13 protein-coding genes and 1 tRNA gene are annotated in these 16,810 nt (G+C 70.1%); 8 read left to right on the top strand and 6 right to left on the bottom strand.

Annotation, left to right across the window (positions count from 1 at the left end; translation table 11 throughout):
* Positions 1-74 precede the first annotated feature (74 nt).
* The 3 genes from KIK06_RS25885 to tmk all read left to right on the top strand — a co-directional run bounded on the left by KIK06_RS25885 (position 75) and on the right by tmk (position 7,254).
* A complete protein-coding gene (locus KIK06_RS25885) occupies positions 75-1,412 on the top strand; it encodes a hypothetical protein (protein WP_268645483.1) in 1,338 nt (445 codons plus the stop codon).
* Positions 1,413-2,048: 636 nt separating this feature from the next.
* Entirely contained in the window at positions 2,049-4,910 is a 2,862-nt protein-coding gene (topA, locus tag KIK06_RS25890; RefSeq protein WP_268645484.1) for a type I DNA topoisomerase, read from the top strand.
* A gap of 235 nt (positions 4,911-5,145) precedes the next feature.
* A complete protein-coding gene (gene tmk / locus KIK06_RS25895) occupies positions 5,146-7,254 on the top strand; it encodes a dTMP kinase (RefSeq protein ID WP_017601720.1) in 2,109 nt (702 codons plus the stop codon).
* 9 nt (positions 7,255-7,263) lie between these two features.
* Here the strand turns inward: tmk and KIK06_RS25900 are convergent, their stop codons facing one another.
* A complete protein-coding gene (locus tag KIK06_RS25900; protein WP_268645485.1) occupies positions 7,264-7,731 on the bottom strand; it encodes a hypothetical protein in 468 nt (155 codons plus the stop codon).
* A gap of 126 nt (positions 7,732-7,857) precedes the next feature.
* Here KIK06_RS25900 and KIK06_RS25905 point away from each other — a divergent pair, with 126 nt between their 5' ends.
* The 3 genes from KIK06_RS25905 (at position 7,858) to KIK06_RS25915 (ending at position 10,926) form a co-directional block, all read left to right on the top strand.
* Positions 7,858-9,030, top strand: a complete 1,173-nt coding sequence (locus KIK06_RS25905) for a DNA polymerase III subunit delta' (RefSeq protein ID WP_268645486.1) — start codon at positions 7,858-7,860, stop codon at positions 9,028-9,030.
* A 169-nt stretch (positions 9,031-9,199) separates the two neighbouring features.
* Positions 9,200-10,765, top strand: a complete 1,566-nt coding sequence (locus tag KIK06_RS25910; protein ID WP_268645487.1) for an alpha/beta hydrolase — start codon at positions 9,200-9,202, stop codon at positions 10,763-10,765.
* Positions 10,766-10,853: 88 nt separating this feature from the next.
* A tRNA-Thr gene (locus KIK06_RS25915) sits at positions 10,854-10,926 on the top strand.
* Between the two features lie 65 nt (positions 10,927-10,991).
* Here KIK06_RS25915 and KIK06_RS25920 read toward each other — a convergent pair.
* From KIK06_RS25920 to KIK06_RS25940, 5 genes are all read right to left on the bottom strand, one after another.
* The gene (locus KIK06_RS25920) at positions 10,992-12,149 is read right to left on the bottom strand and encodes a tyrosine-type recombinase/integrase (protein WP_268645488.1); all 1,158 of its coding nucleotides are present in this window, start codon (positions 12,147-12,149) and stop codon (positions 10,992-10,994) included.
* A 72-nt stretch (positions 12,150-12,221) separates the two neighbouring features.
* Positions 12,222-12,422 (bottom strand): helix-turn-helix domain-containing protein, encoded by a 201-nt coding sequence (locus KIK06_RS25925; RefSeq protein WP_268645489.1) that lies wholly within the window; start codon positions 12,420-12,422, stop codon positions 12,222-12,224.
* 126 nt (positions 12,423-12,548) lie between these two features.
* Complete coding sequence (locus tag KIK06_RS25930) at positions 12,549-13,970, bottom strand: DUF3631 domain-containing protein (protein WP_268645490.1); 1,422 nt, start codon at positions 13,968-13,970, stop codon at positions 12,549-12,551.
* Between the two features lie 38 nt (positions 13,971-14,008).
* On the bottom strand, positions 14,009-14,374 hold the full coding sequence (locus KIK06_RS25935) for a hypothetical protein (protein ID WP_268645491.1): 366 nt from the start codon (positions 14,372-14,374) through the stop codon (positions 14,009-14,011).
* A 170-nt stretch (positions 14,375-14,544) separates the two neighbouring features.
* Positions 14,545-14,931, bottom strand: coding sequence for a hypothetical protein (locus tag KIK06_RS25940; protein WP_268645492.1), 387 nt, complete (start codon positions 14,929-14,931; stop codon positions 14,545-14,547).
* Positions 14,932-15,148: 217 nt separating this feature from the next.
* On the opposite strand from KIK06_RS25940, the gene KIK06_RS25945 reads away from it, so the two are divergent.
* Both KIK06_RS25945 and KIK06_RS25950 read left to right on the top strand, forming a co-directional pair.
* Entirely contained in the window at positions 15,149-15,991 is an 843-nt protein-coding gene (locus KIK06_RS25945; protein WP_268645493.1) for a GntR family transcriptional regulator, read from the top strand.
* The gene (locus tag KIK06_RS25950) at positions 15,988-16,683 is read left to right on the top strand and encodes an HAD family hydrolase (RefSeq protein WP_268645494.1); all 696 of its coding nucleotides are present in this window, start codon (positions 15,988-15,990) and stop codon (positions 16,681-16,683) included. Before KIK06_RS25945 ends, KIK06_RS25950 begins: the two co-directional genes overlap by 4 nt.
* Positions 16,684-16,810: the final 127 nt, after the last annotated feature.

Below are 16,810 nucleotides of genomic sequence, written 5' to 3' on the forward strand. Positions count from 1 at the left end.
ACCCAGGGACGCGGAACGGCCTGTGGCCCCAAGCACGACACCTTCTCAACTCGTTTTCCGAAAGGACTTCCCACATGAGTAAGTGGGCTGGCACATCAGCGAAGGCCATGCTCCTGGCAGCCGGCTTCGTCGCCCTGGGGACAGGCGTGGCGTTCGCCGACGGTGACATCGCCACCTCCGGCAACGGCTCGATCGCCGGCGGCAACCAGCTGGTCGTCGACGGCGACGTGCCCATCAACGTCTGCGGCAACTCGGTCGGGGCCGTGCTGGGCGTCTCCGGGGCCTCCTGCACCGGTTCGACGGCGGCCGTGATCGAGGACGAGGGCGACATCGCCACCTCGGGCAACGGCTCGATCCTGGGCGGCAACCAGGCCGTCATCGACGGCGACGTCCCGGTCAACGTGGCGGGCAACGCCGTCGGCGCGTTGGGCGGCATGGCCGGTGCCCAGGCCACCGACGCCGACGCCCTGGTCGTGCACGACGGTCACCGCCACGGCCGCGGCGGCGACCGCGACATCGCCTCGTCGGGCAACGGCTCGGTCCTGGGCGGCAACCAGATCGTGGGCGACCTGGACGTGCCGGTGAACATCTCCGGTAACGCGATCGGCGCCGTGGGCGGCGTCGCGGGCGCGGCGGCCACCGACGCCAACGCGATCGTGCACGACACAGCGGGCCGCGAGGGCCACGACGGTGACAACGGCGACGGCTACCGCGCCCACCAGTCGGCCCCCGCCGAGTTCGACACGATGGACCTGGTCGGCGAGGCCGCCGAGAACGTCCAGGTGCTGCCCGACACCTCCGGCGTGGACGCGGGCGTGCTCCGGCAGTCCGCGCCCGTCGAGCGCGAGCACATGGCGCACTCGGACATCGCCACCTCCGGCAACGGCTCCCTGGTCGGCGGCAACCAGCTGGTGGCCGACCTGGCGGTCCCGGTCAACTTCTCCGGTAACGCGATCGGCGCCGTGGGCGGCGTCGCGGGCGCGGCGGCCACCGACACCGAGGCGGTCGTGCACGACAGCCACGACGTGGCCACCTCCGGCAACGGCTCGGTGCTCGGCGGCAACCAGGCCGTCATCGACGGCGACGTGCCGGTGAACATCACGGGCAACGCGGTCGGCGCGGTGCTCGGCACCGCCGGGGCGAGCTCCACCGGTGACACCGCCGAGGTCGACCACATGAGCGCCCCGGTCGAGCACCAGTCGGGTGTCCTGGACGCCGCTCCCGTCCTGCACGAACTGCCCGAGGTGCCCGTCTCGGAGATGGTCCCCGTCCAGTACGGCCTGAGCGAAACCACGACCCAGGCCGTCCAGGAGCACGCCCCCGAGCGGGCCGACGAGCTGCCCGAGGCCTCGGCCATGCAGGCCGCCGACCCGGTCGGTCAGCTGCTCGGGGTCGCCGGCGTGGGCCTGTAACGACCCAGCGGGGTCTTCGACCCGGGGCCGTGGGCCGCACGGCCGGAGGAGTGCGGTGTCTCGTTCCGTAATGGATCGCGGTGGACTGCGAGACGCCGAACACCACCGGACGGCGGTACACGCCCGGGGGAAGAGGTTCCGCGACCGGCGCTCCGGCGCCGCGGACACCGTCCGTGTCCGGTGAGTCGCCTCCGCACTCCCGTTCCGTAATGGATCGCGGTGGACTGCGGGAGCGTGGGGGTGACGGTCACCGACCCAGGACGTGAGCCGAGTCCTCCCGGGAATATCCGGGAGGACTCGTCGCATTCTGGTGGTCGTGGAACGCCGACTCTCCGAGTGTGACTGATGTCACTGCGAAGGTGGGTTCCGGGTGCTCTCCGGAGCCGCAGGGCGATCGTGGGAGACGGTCGCCACGGCCACGCGCGGACGCCGTGGAGCGGTATCGGTTCGGATAACGCTTATTCTGCGGGTGCCGGTGGTTGTGAGCCTGGTGCCCGGGTCGGGGAGGAACCCCGGACTGGAGGAGCCACTCACCCATCGACGGGGGAGGGCCTGGTATTCGGTTACTGTCGGTTCCCAGGAAACCGCAGGACCACGGTCGGACAGATCACGTAGGGCTAGACGTAGGGGAACAGCGTGCCACCCACGAAGGGCAGCGCCGGCAAGAACGGCTCGAAGGACAGCGGACGGCAGGGAGCGGGAACCGCTCTGGTCATCGTCGAGTCGCCCGCCAAGGCGAAGACCATCGCCGGCTATCTGGGCCGCGGCTACGTCGTGGAGTCCAGCATCGGCCACATCCGTGACCTGCCCACCAAGGCCGCCGAGATCCCCGCCAAGTACAAGGGGCAGCCGTGGGCACGGCTCGGCGTGGACGTCGACGGCGACTTCGAGCCGCTCTACGTCGTCAACGCCGACAAGAAGTCGCACGTCAAAAAGCTCAAGGAGCTCATGGCGGAGGCCGACGAACTGCTGCTCGCCACAGATGAGGACCGCGAGGGCGAGGCGATCGCCTGGCATCTGCGCGAGGAGCTCAACCCCAAGATCCCCGTCCGCCGCATGGTGTTCAACGAGATCACCAAGGACGCCATCCAGCGCGCGGCCAACAACACGCGCGACCTGAACACGCGGCTGGTCAGCGCGCAGGAGACGCGCCGCATCCTGGACCGCCTCTACGGCTACGAGGTCTCCCCCGTGCTGTGGAAGAAGGTCATGCCCAAGCTCTCCGCCGGGCGGGTGCAGTCGGTCGCCACACGCCTGGTGGTCGAGCGCGAACGCGAGCGGATGGCCTTCACCTCCGCCGAGTACTGGGGCATCAAGGCGGTCTTCGACGCCACCGAGGCGGGCGTCACCGAAGGGCCCGCCTCCTTCCCCGCCGCTCTGGTCAGCGTGGACGGCACGCGTGTGGCCCTCGGCCGCGACTTCACCTCCCAGGGCACCCTGCGCTCCGACCGCTCCGTCCGCCACCTGGACGAGGCGGCCGCGCGCGGACTCGCCGAGCGGCTGACCGGCGCCGGTTTCGCGGTCAAGTCCGTGGAGCGCAAGCCCTACCGCCGCTCCCCGTACGCGCCGTTCCGCACCACGACCCTCCAGCAGGAGGCGTCCCGCAAGCTCGGCCTGTCCGCGAAGCAGACCATGCAGGTCGCCCAGCGGCTGTACGAGAACGGTCACATCACCTACATGCGCACCGACAGCACCACGCTCTCGGAGAGCGCGGTGACCGCCGCGCGTTCGCAGGCCCGGCGTCTGTACGGCGCCGACCACGTGCCCGACAAGCCGCGTGTGTACGCCAGCAAGGTCAAGAACGCGCAGGAGGCGCACGAGGCCATCCGCCCGGCGGGCGATGAGTTCCGCATCCCCTCCCAGACCGGCCTGTCCGGACCGGAGCTGCGCCTCTACGAGCTGATCTGGAAGCGCACGGTCGCCTCCCAGATGAAGGACGCGGTCGGCGAGTCCGTCACCGTGCGGATCGAGGGCACCTCCGCCAGCGGCGAGGTCGCCGAGTTCAGCGCGACCGGCAAGATCATCACCTTCCACGGGTTCCTCAAGGCCTACGTCGAGGGCTCCGACGACCCCGCGGCCGACCTGGACGACCGCGAGCGGCGCCTCCCGGCGATGGCCGAGGGCGACCCGCTCAAGGCCCAGACGCTGGAGGCCGAGGGGCACAGCACCCGTCCGCCCGCCCGCTACACCGAAGCCACCCTGGTCAAGGAGCTGGAGGAGCGGGAGATCGGGCGCCCGTCCACCTACGCCTCGATCATCGGCACCATCCTGGACCGCGGCTACGTGTTCAAGAAGGGCACGGCGCTCGTGCCGTCCTTCCTGGCCTTCGCGGTGGTCCAGCTGCTGGAGCGGCACTTCGGGAACCTGGTGGACTACGAGTTCACCGCCCGCATGGAGGAGGTGCTCGACGACATCGCCCGCGGCGAGACGGAGAGCCTGCCGTGGCTGCGCCGTTTCTACTTCGGCGGTGAGGACCCGCAGGGCCAGCAGGAGACCGGTCTGAAGGAGCTGGTGGGCGACCACCTGGCCGAGATCGACCCCAAGGAGGTCTCCTCCCTGCCGCTGCCCGGCACGGACATCGTCCTGAGGGTGGGGCGGTTCGGCCCGTACCTGGACCGGAACGGGGAGCGCGCCAACGTCCCCGAGGACCTGGCCCCGGACGAGCTGACCAAGGACAAGGCCGAGGAGCTGCTCGCCCAGCCCAGCGGCGACCGTGAGCTCGGCACCGACCCGGAGACCGGCCGCGCGATCGTGGCCAAGTCCGGGCGCTTCGGTCCCTACGTCACCGAGGTCATCGAGGAGCCCTCCGAGGAGAACGGCAAGGGCAAGGCGAAGACGAAGGTCAAGCCGCGCACGGGCTCCCTGCTCAAGTCGATGGACCTGGACACCGTCACCCTGGAGGACGCGCTGCGGCTGCTGTCGCTGCCCCGCGTCGTCGGCGAGCTCGACGGTGAGGAGGTCACCGCGCAGAACGGCCGGTACGGCCCCTACCTGAAGAAGGGCACCGACAGCCGGTCCCTGGAGACCGAGGAGCAGATCTTCACGGTCACCCTGGACGAGGCCAAGGCGCTCTTCGCCCAGCCCAAGCAGCGCGGGCGCCGCGCGGCCGCTCCGCCTCTGCGCGAGCTGGGCCAGGACCCGGCCTCCGGCGCCAAGATGGTCATCAAGGACGGGCGGTTCGGCCCCTACGTCACGGACGGGGAGGTGAACGCCTCCCTGCGCAAGGGTGACGAGGTCGGGTCGATCACCGACGAGCGCGCGGCCGAGCTGCTCGCCGAGCGCCGGGCCAAGGCTCCGGCCAAGAAGAAGCCCGCGGCGAAGAAGACCACGGCGAAGAAGTCGACCACGGCGAAGAAGTCGACGGCCGCCAAGTCCGGGGCCGCGACGACGAAGAAGGCGTCGACCACGCGCAAGACCGCGGCCGCGAAGAGCACCGCGGCGAAGAAGGACGGCACGCCGAGGACGACGGCGAGGAAGCCCGCCGACGGCGAGTCCTGACACACCGCGTCCGCCCGGGCCTTCCTGAGGGAAGCGCCCGGGCGCGGTGTTCCCGGGCCGGGGCGGTGACCCGCCGCGAACACCCCCTGTCCGGGACTCATGTTCCGTACTAGTCTGTGTGTGGCGGAGGGGAACACGTGAAACGTGTGTGACCTCCAGTTCCATCTCTCGAATCACCTGCGGCGGATCGTCGACCCGCCGGTCCCTATCCCCCTCACCGATAATCTTGAGCGCTATGAGCAGATCTGCACCCCTGGGAGCGCCGTCCGAGGCGCGCCACGTCCTCGCGATCTCACCCTTCAGAAGGCTGTGGATCTCGCTTTCCCTCTCCAGCCTGGGCGACTGGCTCAGCCTGCTGGCCCTGATGTCGCTGGCGGCGATCTTCACCGCTGACAGCTCCCAGCTCGTCCAGTACCTGGCGGTCAGCGGCGTGGTGGTGATCAAGCTCGCCCCGTCGATCCTGTTCAGCCCTCTGGCCGGGGTGGTCGCCGACCGCCTCGACCGGCGCTGGACGATGGTCGTCGGCGACGTGCTGCGCGGTCTGCTGTACGTCTCCATCCCTCTGGTCGGGCTGTTCCTTCCCGGTTTCGCCCTGGAGTGGCTGCTCATCGCCAACCTCCTGGCCGAGATCGTCGCCCTGTTCTGGGCCCCGGCCAAGGACGCCACCGTCCCCAACCTGGTGCCCAAGAAGTTCCTGGAGCAGGCCAACCAGCTCAGCCTGCTCACCACCTACGGCACCGCGCCCGTGGCGGCCCTGGTGTTCGCCGCGCTCGCCTCGGTCAGCAACGTGCTCGGCGCGCTGCTGCCCTCGATGGCCAGCCCTGAGGCGGACATCGCTCTGTACCTCAACGGAGTCACGTTCTTCGTCGCCGCGATCGTGGTCGTCGGTCTACCGATCCCCAAGCACAAGGCGGCGAGTGACGACGAGGACGCGACCGCCGACAGCGGGATCCTGCGCGCCGTGTGGACGGGGTGGCGCTACGTCGGCGGGACCCCGCTCGTGCGCGGCCTGGTGCTGGGCATGCTCGGCGCCTTCGCCGCCGGGGGCGCGGTCGTCGGTGTCGGCCGTATCCACGTCGAGTCCCTGGGCGCGGGCAACGCCGGTTTCGGCATGGTCTTCGCGGCCGTCTTCGCCGGGATGGCGCTGGGCATGCTCGCCGGCCCGCGGGTGCTCAAGAAGTTCAGTCGCCGCCGCCTCTTCGGACTGAGCATCGTCGTCGCGGGCGTGGCCCTGCTGCTCGCCGGCGCCGTCGCCGACATGGTGCTCACCGCCGTGCTCACGGCGTTCCTCGGCATGGGCGCGGGGATCGCGTGGGTGATCGGTCTGACGATGCTCGGCCACGAGGTCGAGGACGAGTACCGGGGGCGGACCTTCGCCTTCCTGCACGGCGCGGCGCGGATCGTGCTGGTCGGTTCCACCGCCCTCGCGCCGATCGCCGCCGGCCTCATCGGCGACTACGCCCTGCCGGTCGGCCCGCTCACCTACGACCTGCGCGGCAGCGGCGTGGTCCTCATGGTCTCCGGTCTGTTCGCCGTGGTCGTGGCGCTCGTGTGCTACCGCCAGATGAACCGGAACGTGCCCGACGCCGGCCCCGGCCTGCTTCCCGAACTCGTCGCCGCCCTGCGCGGCGTCGACCCGAGGGGTGACGAGGACGAGGAGGAGACGGGCCACGGCGGCGCGTTCATCGTCGTCGAGGGAGGCGAGGGCGCGGGCAAGTCCACCCAGGTCCGCGAACTCACCGTGTGGCTGCGCGACCAGGGCTTCGAGGTCATCGGCACGCGGCAGCCGGGGGCGACCAAACTGGGCATGCGCCTGCGCGGGCTGCTCCTGGACAAGGAGAACTCGCACATCACGCCCCGGGCCGAGGTGCTGCTGTACGCGGCCGACAAGGCCGACCACGTCGAACGCGAGATCCTGCCCGCCCTCGAACGCGGCGCCGTGGTGATCAGCGACCGCTACGTGGACTCGCTGCTCGCCTACCAGGGGGCCGGGCGCGACCTGTCGTCGGAGGAGATCGGCGACATCAGCGCGTGGGCCACCCAGGGTCTGGTCCCGGACCTGACCGTACTGCTCGACGTCCGCCCCGAGGACGGACTGTCCCGACTCGGCGGCCCCGCCGACCGCATCGAGTCCGAGTCGGCGGAGTTCCACGAGCGGGTCCGGCAGGGTTTCCTGGGCCTGGCCAAGGCGGACCCGGACCGCTACCTGGTGCTGGACGCCCGGGAGCCGCAGGAGAAGATCGGCCGCGAGATCCGGCGCCGGGTCCGCGCACTGCTGCCCGACCCGGTGCCGAGCGGCTCGGAGGCCGTGACCGGGATGATCCCGGTCATCAAGGACGAGTAGCGTCCGCCGTCAGTGCCCGCCCTGGCGCCCGGGGCGGGCACGGGGCCCTCCGGGCGGTGGGCCGTACATCCCGGACAGCCCGCCCAGGGCGTCGAACCGTTCCCACAACGCTCGGTCGGGCGTCCCCAGGATGCTTCCCAGGATCAGCAGCTCGAGGAACAGCGAGTGCAGCGGCGCGGTGTCGGGCCGCGCTCCCTCCCCCCACATGCCGGTGATCCGCCAACCCCCGGGGCGGGGGGCGAAGACCGCCTCATAGAAGCAACGGCCGGTCCAGCTCCGCATGACGAGGAGCCGGTCGTCCTCGACGAACGCGTCCCACCTCTCCTCCATCTCCCGGGAGACCAGCCCCAGGCGGATCCCCGCCCACTGGTCGGCGGTCCACAGGCGGGTGACGGGCGGCAGGGGGTAGGGCTCCAAGACAGGGGAGAAGCACGGAAAGTCCGCACGGGTCGCGGGGGGTCGGGAGATCGAGGCCATGGGTGGAACCTAGACGACGGTGCCCGTCGTCGGTGTCGGCTCCTATCCTTGAACCAGACATCAGCGCGGGTCCACGAGCGGAACCGCGCCGCGGGGTGTTCGAGGCGGGTGACGGGAGGGTGAAGGGTGACGGTCTTCGACGACCTCGTCGGCCAGGGCGCCGCGGTCGGCCAGCTGGAACGCGCCGTCGCCGCGGCGGGGGATCTGGTCGCGGGCGGTTCCGGCGGCGGAATGACCCACGCGTGGCTGTTCACGGGTCCGCCCGGATCGGGGCGCTCGGAGGCGGCGCGCGCCTTCGCCGCCGCGCTCCAGTGCCGGGACGGCGGCTGCGGGCACTGCGGCTCCTGCCACCAGGCGCTCGCCGGGACCCATCCCGACGTGCTGTACGTGCGGCCGAGCGGGCTGAGCTACGGCGTCGCCGACACCCGTGACCTGGTCCTGCGCGCCGGATCCAAGCCCTCCGGGGGGCGGTTCCGCATCGTTTTGTTCGAGGACGCCGACCGGGCCACCGAGGCCGCCTCCAACGCCCTGCTCAAGGCGGTCGAGGAGCCCTCGCCCCGGACCGTGTGGCTCCTGTGCACGCCCACACCCGACGACCTGCTCGTCACCATCCGGTCCCGTTGCCGGCTGGTCACCCTGACCACGCCGAACACGCGGGAGGTGGTCGACGCGCTCGTCCGCCGCGAGGGCGTCGACCCGGAGACCGCCCAGGCCGCCGCGCGGGCCGCCGCCGGACGGCTCGACCGGGCCCGGCAACTGGCCACCGACCCCGAGGCGCGCAGGCGGCGGGAGGAGGTGCTGGCCATCCCCGCCCGGCTCGACGGGCTCGGCACGTGCGTCACGGCCGCCGCCCGCCTCTACGAGATCGCGGAGGAGGAGTCCAAGGCCCTCACCGCCGCCCTCGACGAGCGGGAGAGGGGTGAGCTGAAGGCGGCCTTCGGCGAGGGTTCCACCGGCAAGGGGGTGGCCAAGGCGGTCCGGGGCGCCGCGGGCGCGCTCAAGGAGCTGGAGGATCGACAGAAGCGGCGCGCCACCCGGATCAAACGCGACTCCTACGATCGCGCGCTGCTCGACCTGGCGGCGTTCTACCGCGACGTGCTCACCCTCCAACTGGGCGCGGGGGTGGAACGGTCCACCGCGGACCGCTCCGGCGACCTGGAGCGCGTGGCGCGGTCCAGCACCCCAGAGGACACGCTCCGAAGGATCGACGCCATCATGGGCTGCCGCGAGCGGATCGCCGCCAACGTGCACCCGCAGATCGCCATGGAGGCCATGACCTCGGCTCTGCTCGCCGGTTGACCGTTCCCGGGGCGCCGCGGGGGAGTATCCCGCCCGGGATGATCGTTGCGGGTCGTGGGGGGCGACGGGCGGGGGCCGGGGCGAACCCGGTACCGGGTCCGGCACAATGGTGCGGCGCCGACGGCGCGCGCCGACCACGGTCGGCCGACACGGAGAGGGCGGACAACGGGTGGGCACGATCAATCGGGGGCCGCTGGCGGCCACGCTCGCGGGAGCGGTGCTGTTGGCGACCGGCTGCACGTTCGGCGGCGCCGACGAGGCCGGGGGGAGCCCCGAGGAGGCCGGTGCCACCGGCGCCCTGGCGGAGTTCACCGGTCAGGAGCTCGACTGGGACAGCTGCGAGTCCGGTCTGGAGGGCACCGAGTGCGCGGTCTTCGAGGTGCCCCTCGACTACGACGACCCCGGCGGTGAGCGGATCGAGATCGCGGTCAAGCGCCTGTCCGCCGAGGGCGACGACGTCATCGGATCGCTGGTGGTCAACCCCGGCGGTCCCGGGGGATCGGGGTTCGACTACGTCGACCAGGCCGCCTACACGATCAGCGACGACGTGCGCGAGCGCTTCGACGTGGTCGGGTTCGACCCGCGCGGGGTGGGGCGCAGTACGCCGCTCACCTGCCTGGACGCCGTCGAGCTCGACGAGTTCCTCGGCACGGACGTGGACTCCGAGGACGGGGACGCGGACCTGGCGGAGGTCACCGAGGAGGGCATGGCGGAGCTGGAGGAGAACAGCCGCGAGTTCGTCGAGGCCTGCGAGGCCAACGCGCCCGACCTCATGCTGCACATGGGCACCGCCGACGTCGCGCGTGACATGGACGTCCTGCGCGCGCTGCTGGGCGACGACAGGCTGACCTACCTCGGCGCCTCCTACGGCACGCACATCGGCGCCCAGTACGCCGACCAGTTCCCCGACCGGGTCCGCGCGCTCGTCCTGGACGGGGCGGTCGACCCGAGCCAGGACCAGCTCGACCTCAGCGTGGCGCAGGCGACCGGTTTCGAGACCGCGCTGCGGGCGTTCGTCGAGGACTGCCTGGGGCGGGAGGACTGCCCGCTGGGCGGTCCCGGCGACAGCGTGGACGACGGCATCGCGGTGCTGAACGACTTCCTGGAGGACGTGGCCGCCGACCCGCTCCCCAACGCCCTCGACGACCGCGAGGTCAACCGCACGCGCGCGGAGCTCGGCGTGCTCGCCGCGCTGTACACCGACGCCTGGTGGCCGCGGGTGCGCGAGGCGCTCACCGATGCCATGGACAACGGTGAGGGCACGGCCCTGATCCTGCTCGCGGACGACCTGTACAGCCGGTCCGAGCCCGAGGACTACGAGAACTCCACCGCGGCGCTCATCGCGGTCAACTGCTCGGACTCGCCGAGCCCGCGCGAGGTCGAGGCCTACGCGCGGGCCGCGGCCGAGGCGGAGGAGGAGTCGCCGAACTTCGGCGCGGGGCTCGCCTGGGGCGCGCTGCCGTGCGCCTACTGGCCGGAGGAGGCCGTGGCCCCCGGCGGTCCGCTCGACGCCGAGGGCGCCGACCCGATCATGGTGGTGGGGACCACGCGCGACTCGGCCACGCCGTACGCCTGGGCGCAGGCGCTCGCCGAGCAGCTGGACTCCGGCTTCCTGGTCACCCGGGACGGCGACGGCCACACCGGCTACCGGATGGGCGACCGGTGCGTGGACGCGATGGTGGACGAGTACCTCATCGACCTGACCGTCCCCGAGGACGGAATGGCGTGCGCCTGAGGGAACCGACACGGTGAACGTGTACGAATCACCCCGGTGGAGGCGCTAGACTGGTGACCGCTTCGCCGCGTTGAACGCGCGGCGCGGTGCCGCCTTAGCTCAGTCGGCAGAGCGATTCACTCGTAATGAATAGGTCGTCGGTTCGATTCCGACAGGCGGCTCAGCCAAAACGCCACCCCAACACGGGGTGGCGTTTCGCGTAGGTGACCAATTGGGTGACCAATGCCTACTCGGCGAAGAGGTCCCCCATGATGTGGGCTCCCTCCGTGATCACCGGCCGCAGCTCCTTGCGGTAGACGAGTTCGGTCGTGCTCGTGCTGCTGTGACCGACCAGCCGCGCGATGTCCTCCAGGTGCACGCCGTTGGCGGACATGAGCGAGACGAAGCTGTGCCGCAATTCTCGGGGCGTCCACGACCCTTCCACCCCGGCGGCCCGCACGATGGCCTGGAAGTCGCGTCGCACGTTGTTCACGTCCAGGGCCTCCCCGGTCCGGGTGCGGAACACGAGATCGGTGTCGGGCCAGTCCTTCCCGGCGGCCTCCCGTTCGGTCTCCTGTGCTTCCCTGTGGGCCTTGAGCGCGGTCACGACGGGTGTCGGGAGAGCGAGCGTGCGGCGGCTCTTCCTCGTCTTGGTGTCCCCGCCCTTGCGGACGGAGCGCCACACCGCCACGTGCGGCGGGGTGCCCTCGGGCGGGTCCAGGTGGACGTGCGACCACGTGAGTTCCCGCGCTTCCTCGGTGCGCACGCCGGTCAGCAGCGACACCAAGACGTAGGCGTGCAGTCGCCGTCCCCGGGCGGCCGCCAAGACCGCTTTGGCCTGTTCCAGGTTCAGAGCCTTGCTGGGGCGCCCGGCTCGGCCCTCGGGCAGGTCCACCAGTTCGGCGACGTTGCGCAGCACCTTGTTGCGGCGCTGGGCATGGGAGATTGACCGGCGCAGCAGGTCAAGGCACTGCTTGAGGGTGGATGTGGCCAGGTGTTCGGCGCGTTCGTCCAACCAGTCGTCCACGTCGTCGGCGGTCAGCTTCCGAAGCTTGGCCTTGCCCAGCTGGGGGATGACGTTGTTCGCGGCCAGTGACCGGTACTTGGTCACCGTCCCCTCGCTGCGGCCCTTCAGGCCGCGCTTCAGCCAGTCGTTGACGGTGTCGGCGACCGTGTAGCCGGGGGACGGCCGGATGCCGGTCTCGTGCTCTTCACGCAGCGCTCGCAGGGCCTCCCAGACTTCTTCCTTGGTCTGGCCGTAGGCCACGGGGCGACGCCGCTTGCCCGACGGGGTGGTACCCAGCGAGATCGAACCTCGGAAGCACCCCTTGGCCTCATCCCAGCTGACCGTGCCCTGCCCGTAGCGGCCCCGCGGCTTCTTCGGCGTGGGTTCCTTGCTCCCCATGTCCCGTGGTGCTCCTGTTCTGTATCAGAGGGTGGGGTGGCCGCTCCCCGGCGGGAGCGGCCACGGGAGGTGTCAGGCGGCGTCGGCCTCGTGCTTGAGCAGTTCGACGTAGGTGTCGATGGCGTCGGCGGTCACGCGCCGGTTCTTGCCGGTGCCGACCGTGGCGAGTCGGCCGGACTTGATCTCGGAGAACAGGCGGGTACGGCCCATCGACAGCACGTGTGCGGCCTCGGTGAGGGTGAACAGTCGCTTGGGCAGGTCGTGAACGGTCATGATGGGTGGTGCTCCTTTCGGGGAGTGCGGCCCCGGGGTCTAGCTGGCAGGTAGGCCCGGGGCCGTCTGTGCGCGTTGATCAGGTGAGAACTGCGGTGGTGCGCTCGCACGGGACGGCTGGTGCGCTCACACGGGCGCTCGCACGGGTTCGTCTGAGCGCTCCCACGGCTCTGTGCGGGCGCTCGCACGGATGACCTGCGCTTGTGCGGGCGTGCGGCCCTGGGCGTGGCACGTGGCGCACGTGTGCGGGTGGGGTGTGGCCCCGAAGTGTTGGAAGGCGGCCCCGCATACCAGGCACGGGCCTTTCTCGACCGCTCGTGTGTCGGCTTCCGGGAAGTCCGCCACAACCGCCACATCCGACACCTCGCAGGTCAGCGACGTGCTTTGTGTGGCGGCACCGTGGCGTGTGGCGGATACGGGTCCGCCACCTTCCACGGGGTTGGGGGTGTGCTGGGGTAGGTAGCGCGCCCAGGCGTCGGCCAGATCAGCGGCGTGGTAGCCCTTCGGGGTGCCGGTGCTCGTGCGCACCGTGCGGGGCTTGATCGGCTCCCCCTGGGCGGTGGTGTAGGGCTTGAGCAGCCGTGCGAGCGCCCGGGAGTCCAGGCCCTTGCCGCCGAGTTCGGCCCACGGGGCGTCGTCCATAGCGGCCAACTCCGACAAGATCACCGTGCCCGGGAGCTTGTCCTGTCCGGCCCGGGTGAAGACGGTGCGCAGGTCGGCCAGTAGGCGCACACCCAACGACACCTTGCTCGGGTCGGTGGACCCGGCCACCAGCTCCACACATGCCTTGCGGCCCCGCTCGGGCCACTCGCCCCCGGCGGCGTCCGCGACCGACAGCAGTGGCTCCCACACGTCGGCGGGCCGGTCGTTGACCCCTTCGGGCATGTCGGGGAAGGCTTCCCGTACGACGTCGGCCACGGTGGCGGCCCAGGAGGACAGGCGTGCCCGCAGGGCGTGTCCTTCGGGTTCGTTGAGCCGGGCGCGGTAGGGGGTGACCTTCTCGTGTGGGGCGCGGCGGCGCATCCGGATGATGACCGAGCGGGTCAGCACCGTGTCGGGCAGCTCCCCCAACCCTCCGAGTGCGATGGCGGCGTAGCACTTGAACGCCACCACGGCTTGGCTGCTGCCGTCGCCCACGCACCGGTAGGCGACCCCGGAGCGGCGGTGTCCGGCGTTGATCAGTCCGCGCAGGTCCTCATTGTCCTTGGCCTTGGGACCGAACACGGTGTCGATCTCATCGAACAGGACCGTGGGTGGGTTGTCGGCGTCACCAATCGCGCGGAACAGCGCGGCCGGGGTGGCATTGACCGCCAGCATCGGGTTGGGCACCAGCGTTTCGAGGATCTCCAACGCGCGGGTCTTGCCCGATCCGGGTTCGGGGGACAGAAACGCCAGCCGGGGTGTGGAGTCGAACCCCTCCAACAGGTGCGCGTGAGCGGCCCACAAGGTGGTGGCCACGGCGGCGGCTTCGGAAGGGAAGGCCACGAATCGGCGCAGGAACGCCTCGACCTCATCGAGGAGTTCGGTGCCTGCGTTGATGGTGCCCATGCCGGCGTCCCATCCTTGGGTTGCGGTGTTGGTCATCATCAGGCGGCCTCTCGTCCGTCCGGCTGCTCGGGCGGCTCGTGGGCGGCGGTGCCGTGGTTGTGGTCGGCGCTGATGTGGCGCCAGTCCCAGCACAAGGGGCCTTCGAGGCCTTCGGCGTCGCCAGGGGCGTGGTTGTGGGCTTTGGCGACGCGGTCACGTGCTGAGAGCACGTCGTTGCCCCAGGCCCAGGATTCGGCGGCCAGCACCACGGCGGCGATCTTGGCGGGGTGGGAGTCGGGCAGGTTGCACCACTCGGGGGAGCCGTAGCGGGGCGGGGGGTTGCCGGGGGTGTTGCCCCGGGAGATCAGGCGGCGTGCCCACTCGCGCCGGTAGGAGCGGATGCGGCGGTGTTCGGCGTTGCTCACAGCAGGCCCTTTCAAGTCCTCAGGAAGGTCGGTGAACGGCGCGGTGCGCCGTCGCGAGGGGCGGACCAGGCCACTTGAAGGGGGGAGGAGGGGCGTCGTCCCCCCGGGGGGACGACGGGCCGACCTGCGACTTCCCCTCTTCGAAGCGGTGGGGTCCGCCAGGGCCGTTCTTAGGCGTGGTCCAAGCTCGCCTCGGCGGGGAAGGCACCGTGTGCCCAGCAGGCCAGGGTCAGACCGTCCGCGAACGGAACCAGGTCCTGGCGGTGGGCGCTGGCGAAGTCGCGTGCTTGGGCACGGGTGACCTGGACACCGTGCATGGCGTCACCGAAGGGGGCGGCCTTGTAGAGGGTGACCAGTTCGTGCGCGTCGGCCTCGACCAGGCGGTGGGCGGGGGCGAAGGAGCGCAGGGCCCAGTCCAGCTCAGCGGAGAGTTCACGGACCATCTGCCGCAGTTCCCCGACCGGGGCGTCGGCCAGGAGGGTTTCCAGGTCGCGCCCCTGGTGGGGAAGCATGATCGGAGCAGTGGTGGGGGCTTGGCTGGTCGTGGTCTGGGGCATGATGGGAGTTCCTCCAGTTCGGGGCCTGCTTCGTTCTGGTGGTTCGCCCCGGCACGACCGCTCTCGCCAAAGAACTAGGTCGTGTCGGGGTTTCTTGGTTCGGGTGAGTTCAGAACCGTTCGCTTACTTGGCCATCATGGCTAGCTTGGCTAGGCAAGTCAAGCCATGTGCGAGGTTTTTTCTAGGCTGCCTAGCCAGCCTGCGGTAACGTGTTCCCATGGCACTCGATCCAGATGACCCGCGCCCGCCCTACGTCCAGGTCGCCAACTCCCTCCGGGCGGCGATCCTCACCCGGAAGTTCGAGCCCGGAGAGAAGCTGCCCTCAGGGCCGCAGCTGGCCAAGACCTACGGGGTTGCTCGCATGACGGTTCAGCAAGCCGTCCGCACCCTTCGGGAGGAAGGCCTGGTGGTATCACGCCAAGGAAGCGGCGTCTTTGTGCGCGAAAGAACCTCCCGCCCGGTCGGGCTGCGCCCTCACATCGAACGATGCTTCGAGGATGACGCCGTGACCATCGACTTCGCGGGCTTCGGAGGTGAGACCCTTCATGGCGCGCTACAGGAGCCGCTGGACAAGGTCCGGCATGGGCGCCTGACGCCACAGCGCATCCACATTCGATTGCTCGTGCCTGACACCACGCAGCCCATGTCGGTCCCCCGAAGGGTTGACCTGGCGGGAGACGACCCCGAAGCGCGTAAGCGCATGGCGCGCATCATGCTGCGGCACACTCAGGGCATCGAGGATGCTGTGCACGAACTCGGGATGCTGGGGCTAGTCGAAAGAGCCACTGTCGAGACACGCGTGCATGCCGCGATACCGCAGTTCAAGCTGTACATTCTGAATGGCGCTGAAACCTTCTTCGGCTACTACCCGGTGGCTCCGAACACTGTCCTGCTGGGCAAGGAGAAGGCCGAGATCTACGACTTGCTGGGGAGAGACACCATCCTCTTCCACCAGGCCAAGGACGAAGACCCCGAGTCGACGGGCTCCCAGTACGTCGCACAGTCACAGATGTGGTTTGACAGCGTCTGGTCAACGATCGCGAAGGATCGAGACGAATGAGTCCCGAGCAGGCCCGCCTTGTGCGTGAGGCGACGGTATTCCTCTTGGACTTCGACGGACCCGTATGCAGTGTCTTCGCTGGATACCCAGCGCCTAGCGTTGCCAGAGACCTCCTGGAGGACGGGGCCAAGGCAGGGACGCCGGTCACGCCTGCGATGAAGGCCGAGAGCGACCCCATGAAGGTCCTTGAACTCCTCTACGAGACCGAACCGCGCAACCACGACCGAGCTGAGGCCTTCCTGACTGCCGCAGAGGTCCGTTCAGTGATGAAGTCACCCCCGACCACTGGTGCCGTGGAGTTCCTCGAAGCTGCTCGTGCGGCCGATACCCCTGTCGCTGTCGTCAGCAACAACTCTCCCGAAGCGGTGGGGGTCTTCCTGGAAAGCCAGAAGCTCGAAGGATTCGTGGCGTCCATCGTTGGCCGTGAAAAGTCCACTCCTCACCTCATGAAGCCGAACCCCTATCTATTGGAGAAGGCGCTTCGCAGTCTCTCTGGAAGCCCTGCGCAGGCTTTGATGATCGGGGACTCAGTGACCGACATCGAGGTGTCGCAGTTGGTCGGGGTGGCATCGGTGGGATACGCGAACCGCCCTGGAAAGGCTCAGAGGTTCAGCGAACTCGGGGCTGACATCGTGGTGACCGACATGGCGGTTCTCGCCCGAACGCTCTTGAGCCCTCCTAACCCTGGCTAGCCAGTGGGGGGTGAGCGTGGCGGACCCGTATCCGCCACACGCCACACATCCGCCACATGAAACCAGCCTCTGACCTGCGGGGTGGCGGATGTGGCGGTTGTGGCGGATCTTCCAGAAGCTGGGGCTA

Source organism: Nocardiopsis sp. EMB25 (assembly GCF_026797795.1).
Lineage (GTDB): Bacteria > Actinomycetota > Actinomycetes > Streptosporangiales > Streptosporangiaceae > Nocardiopsis > Nocardiopsis lucentensis.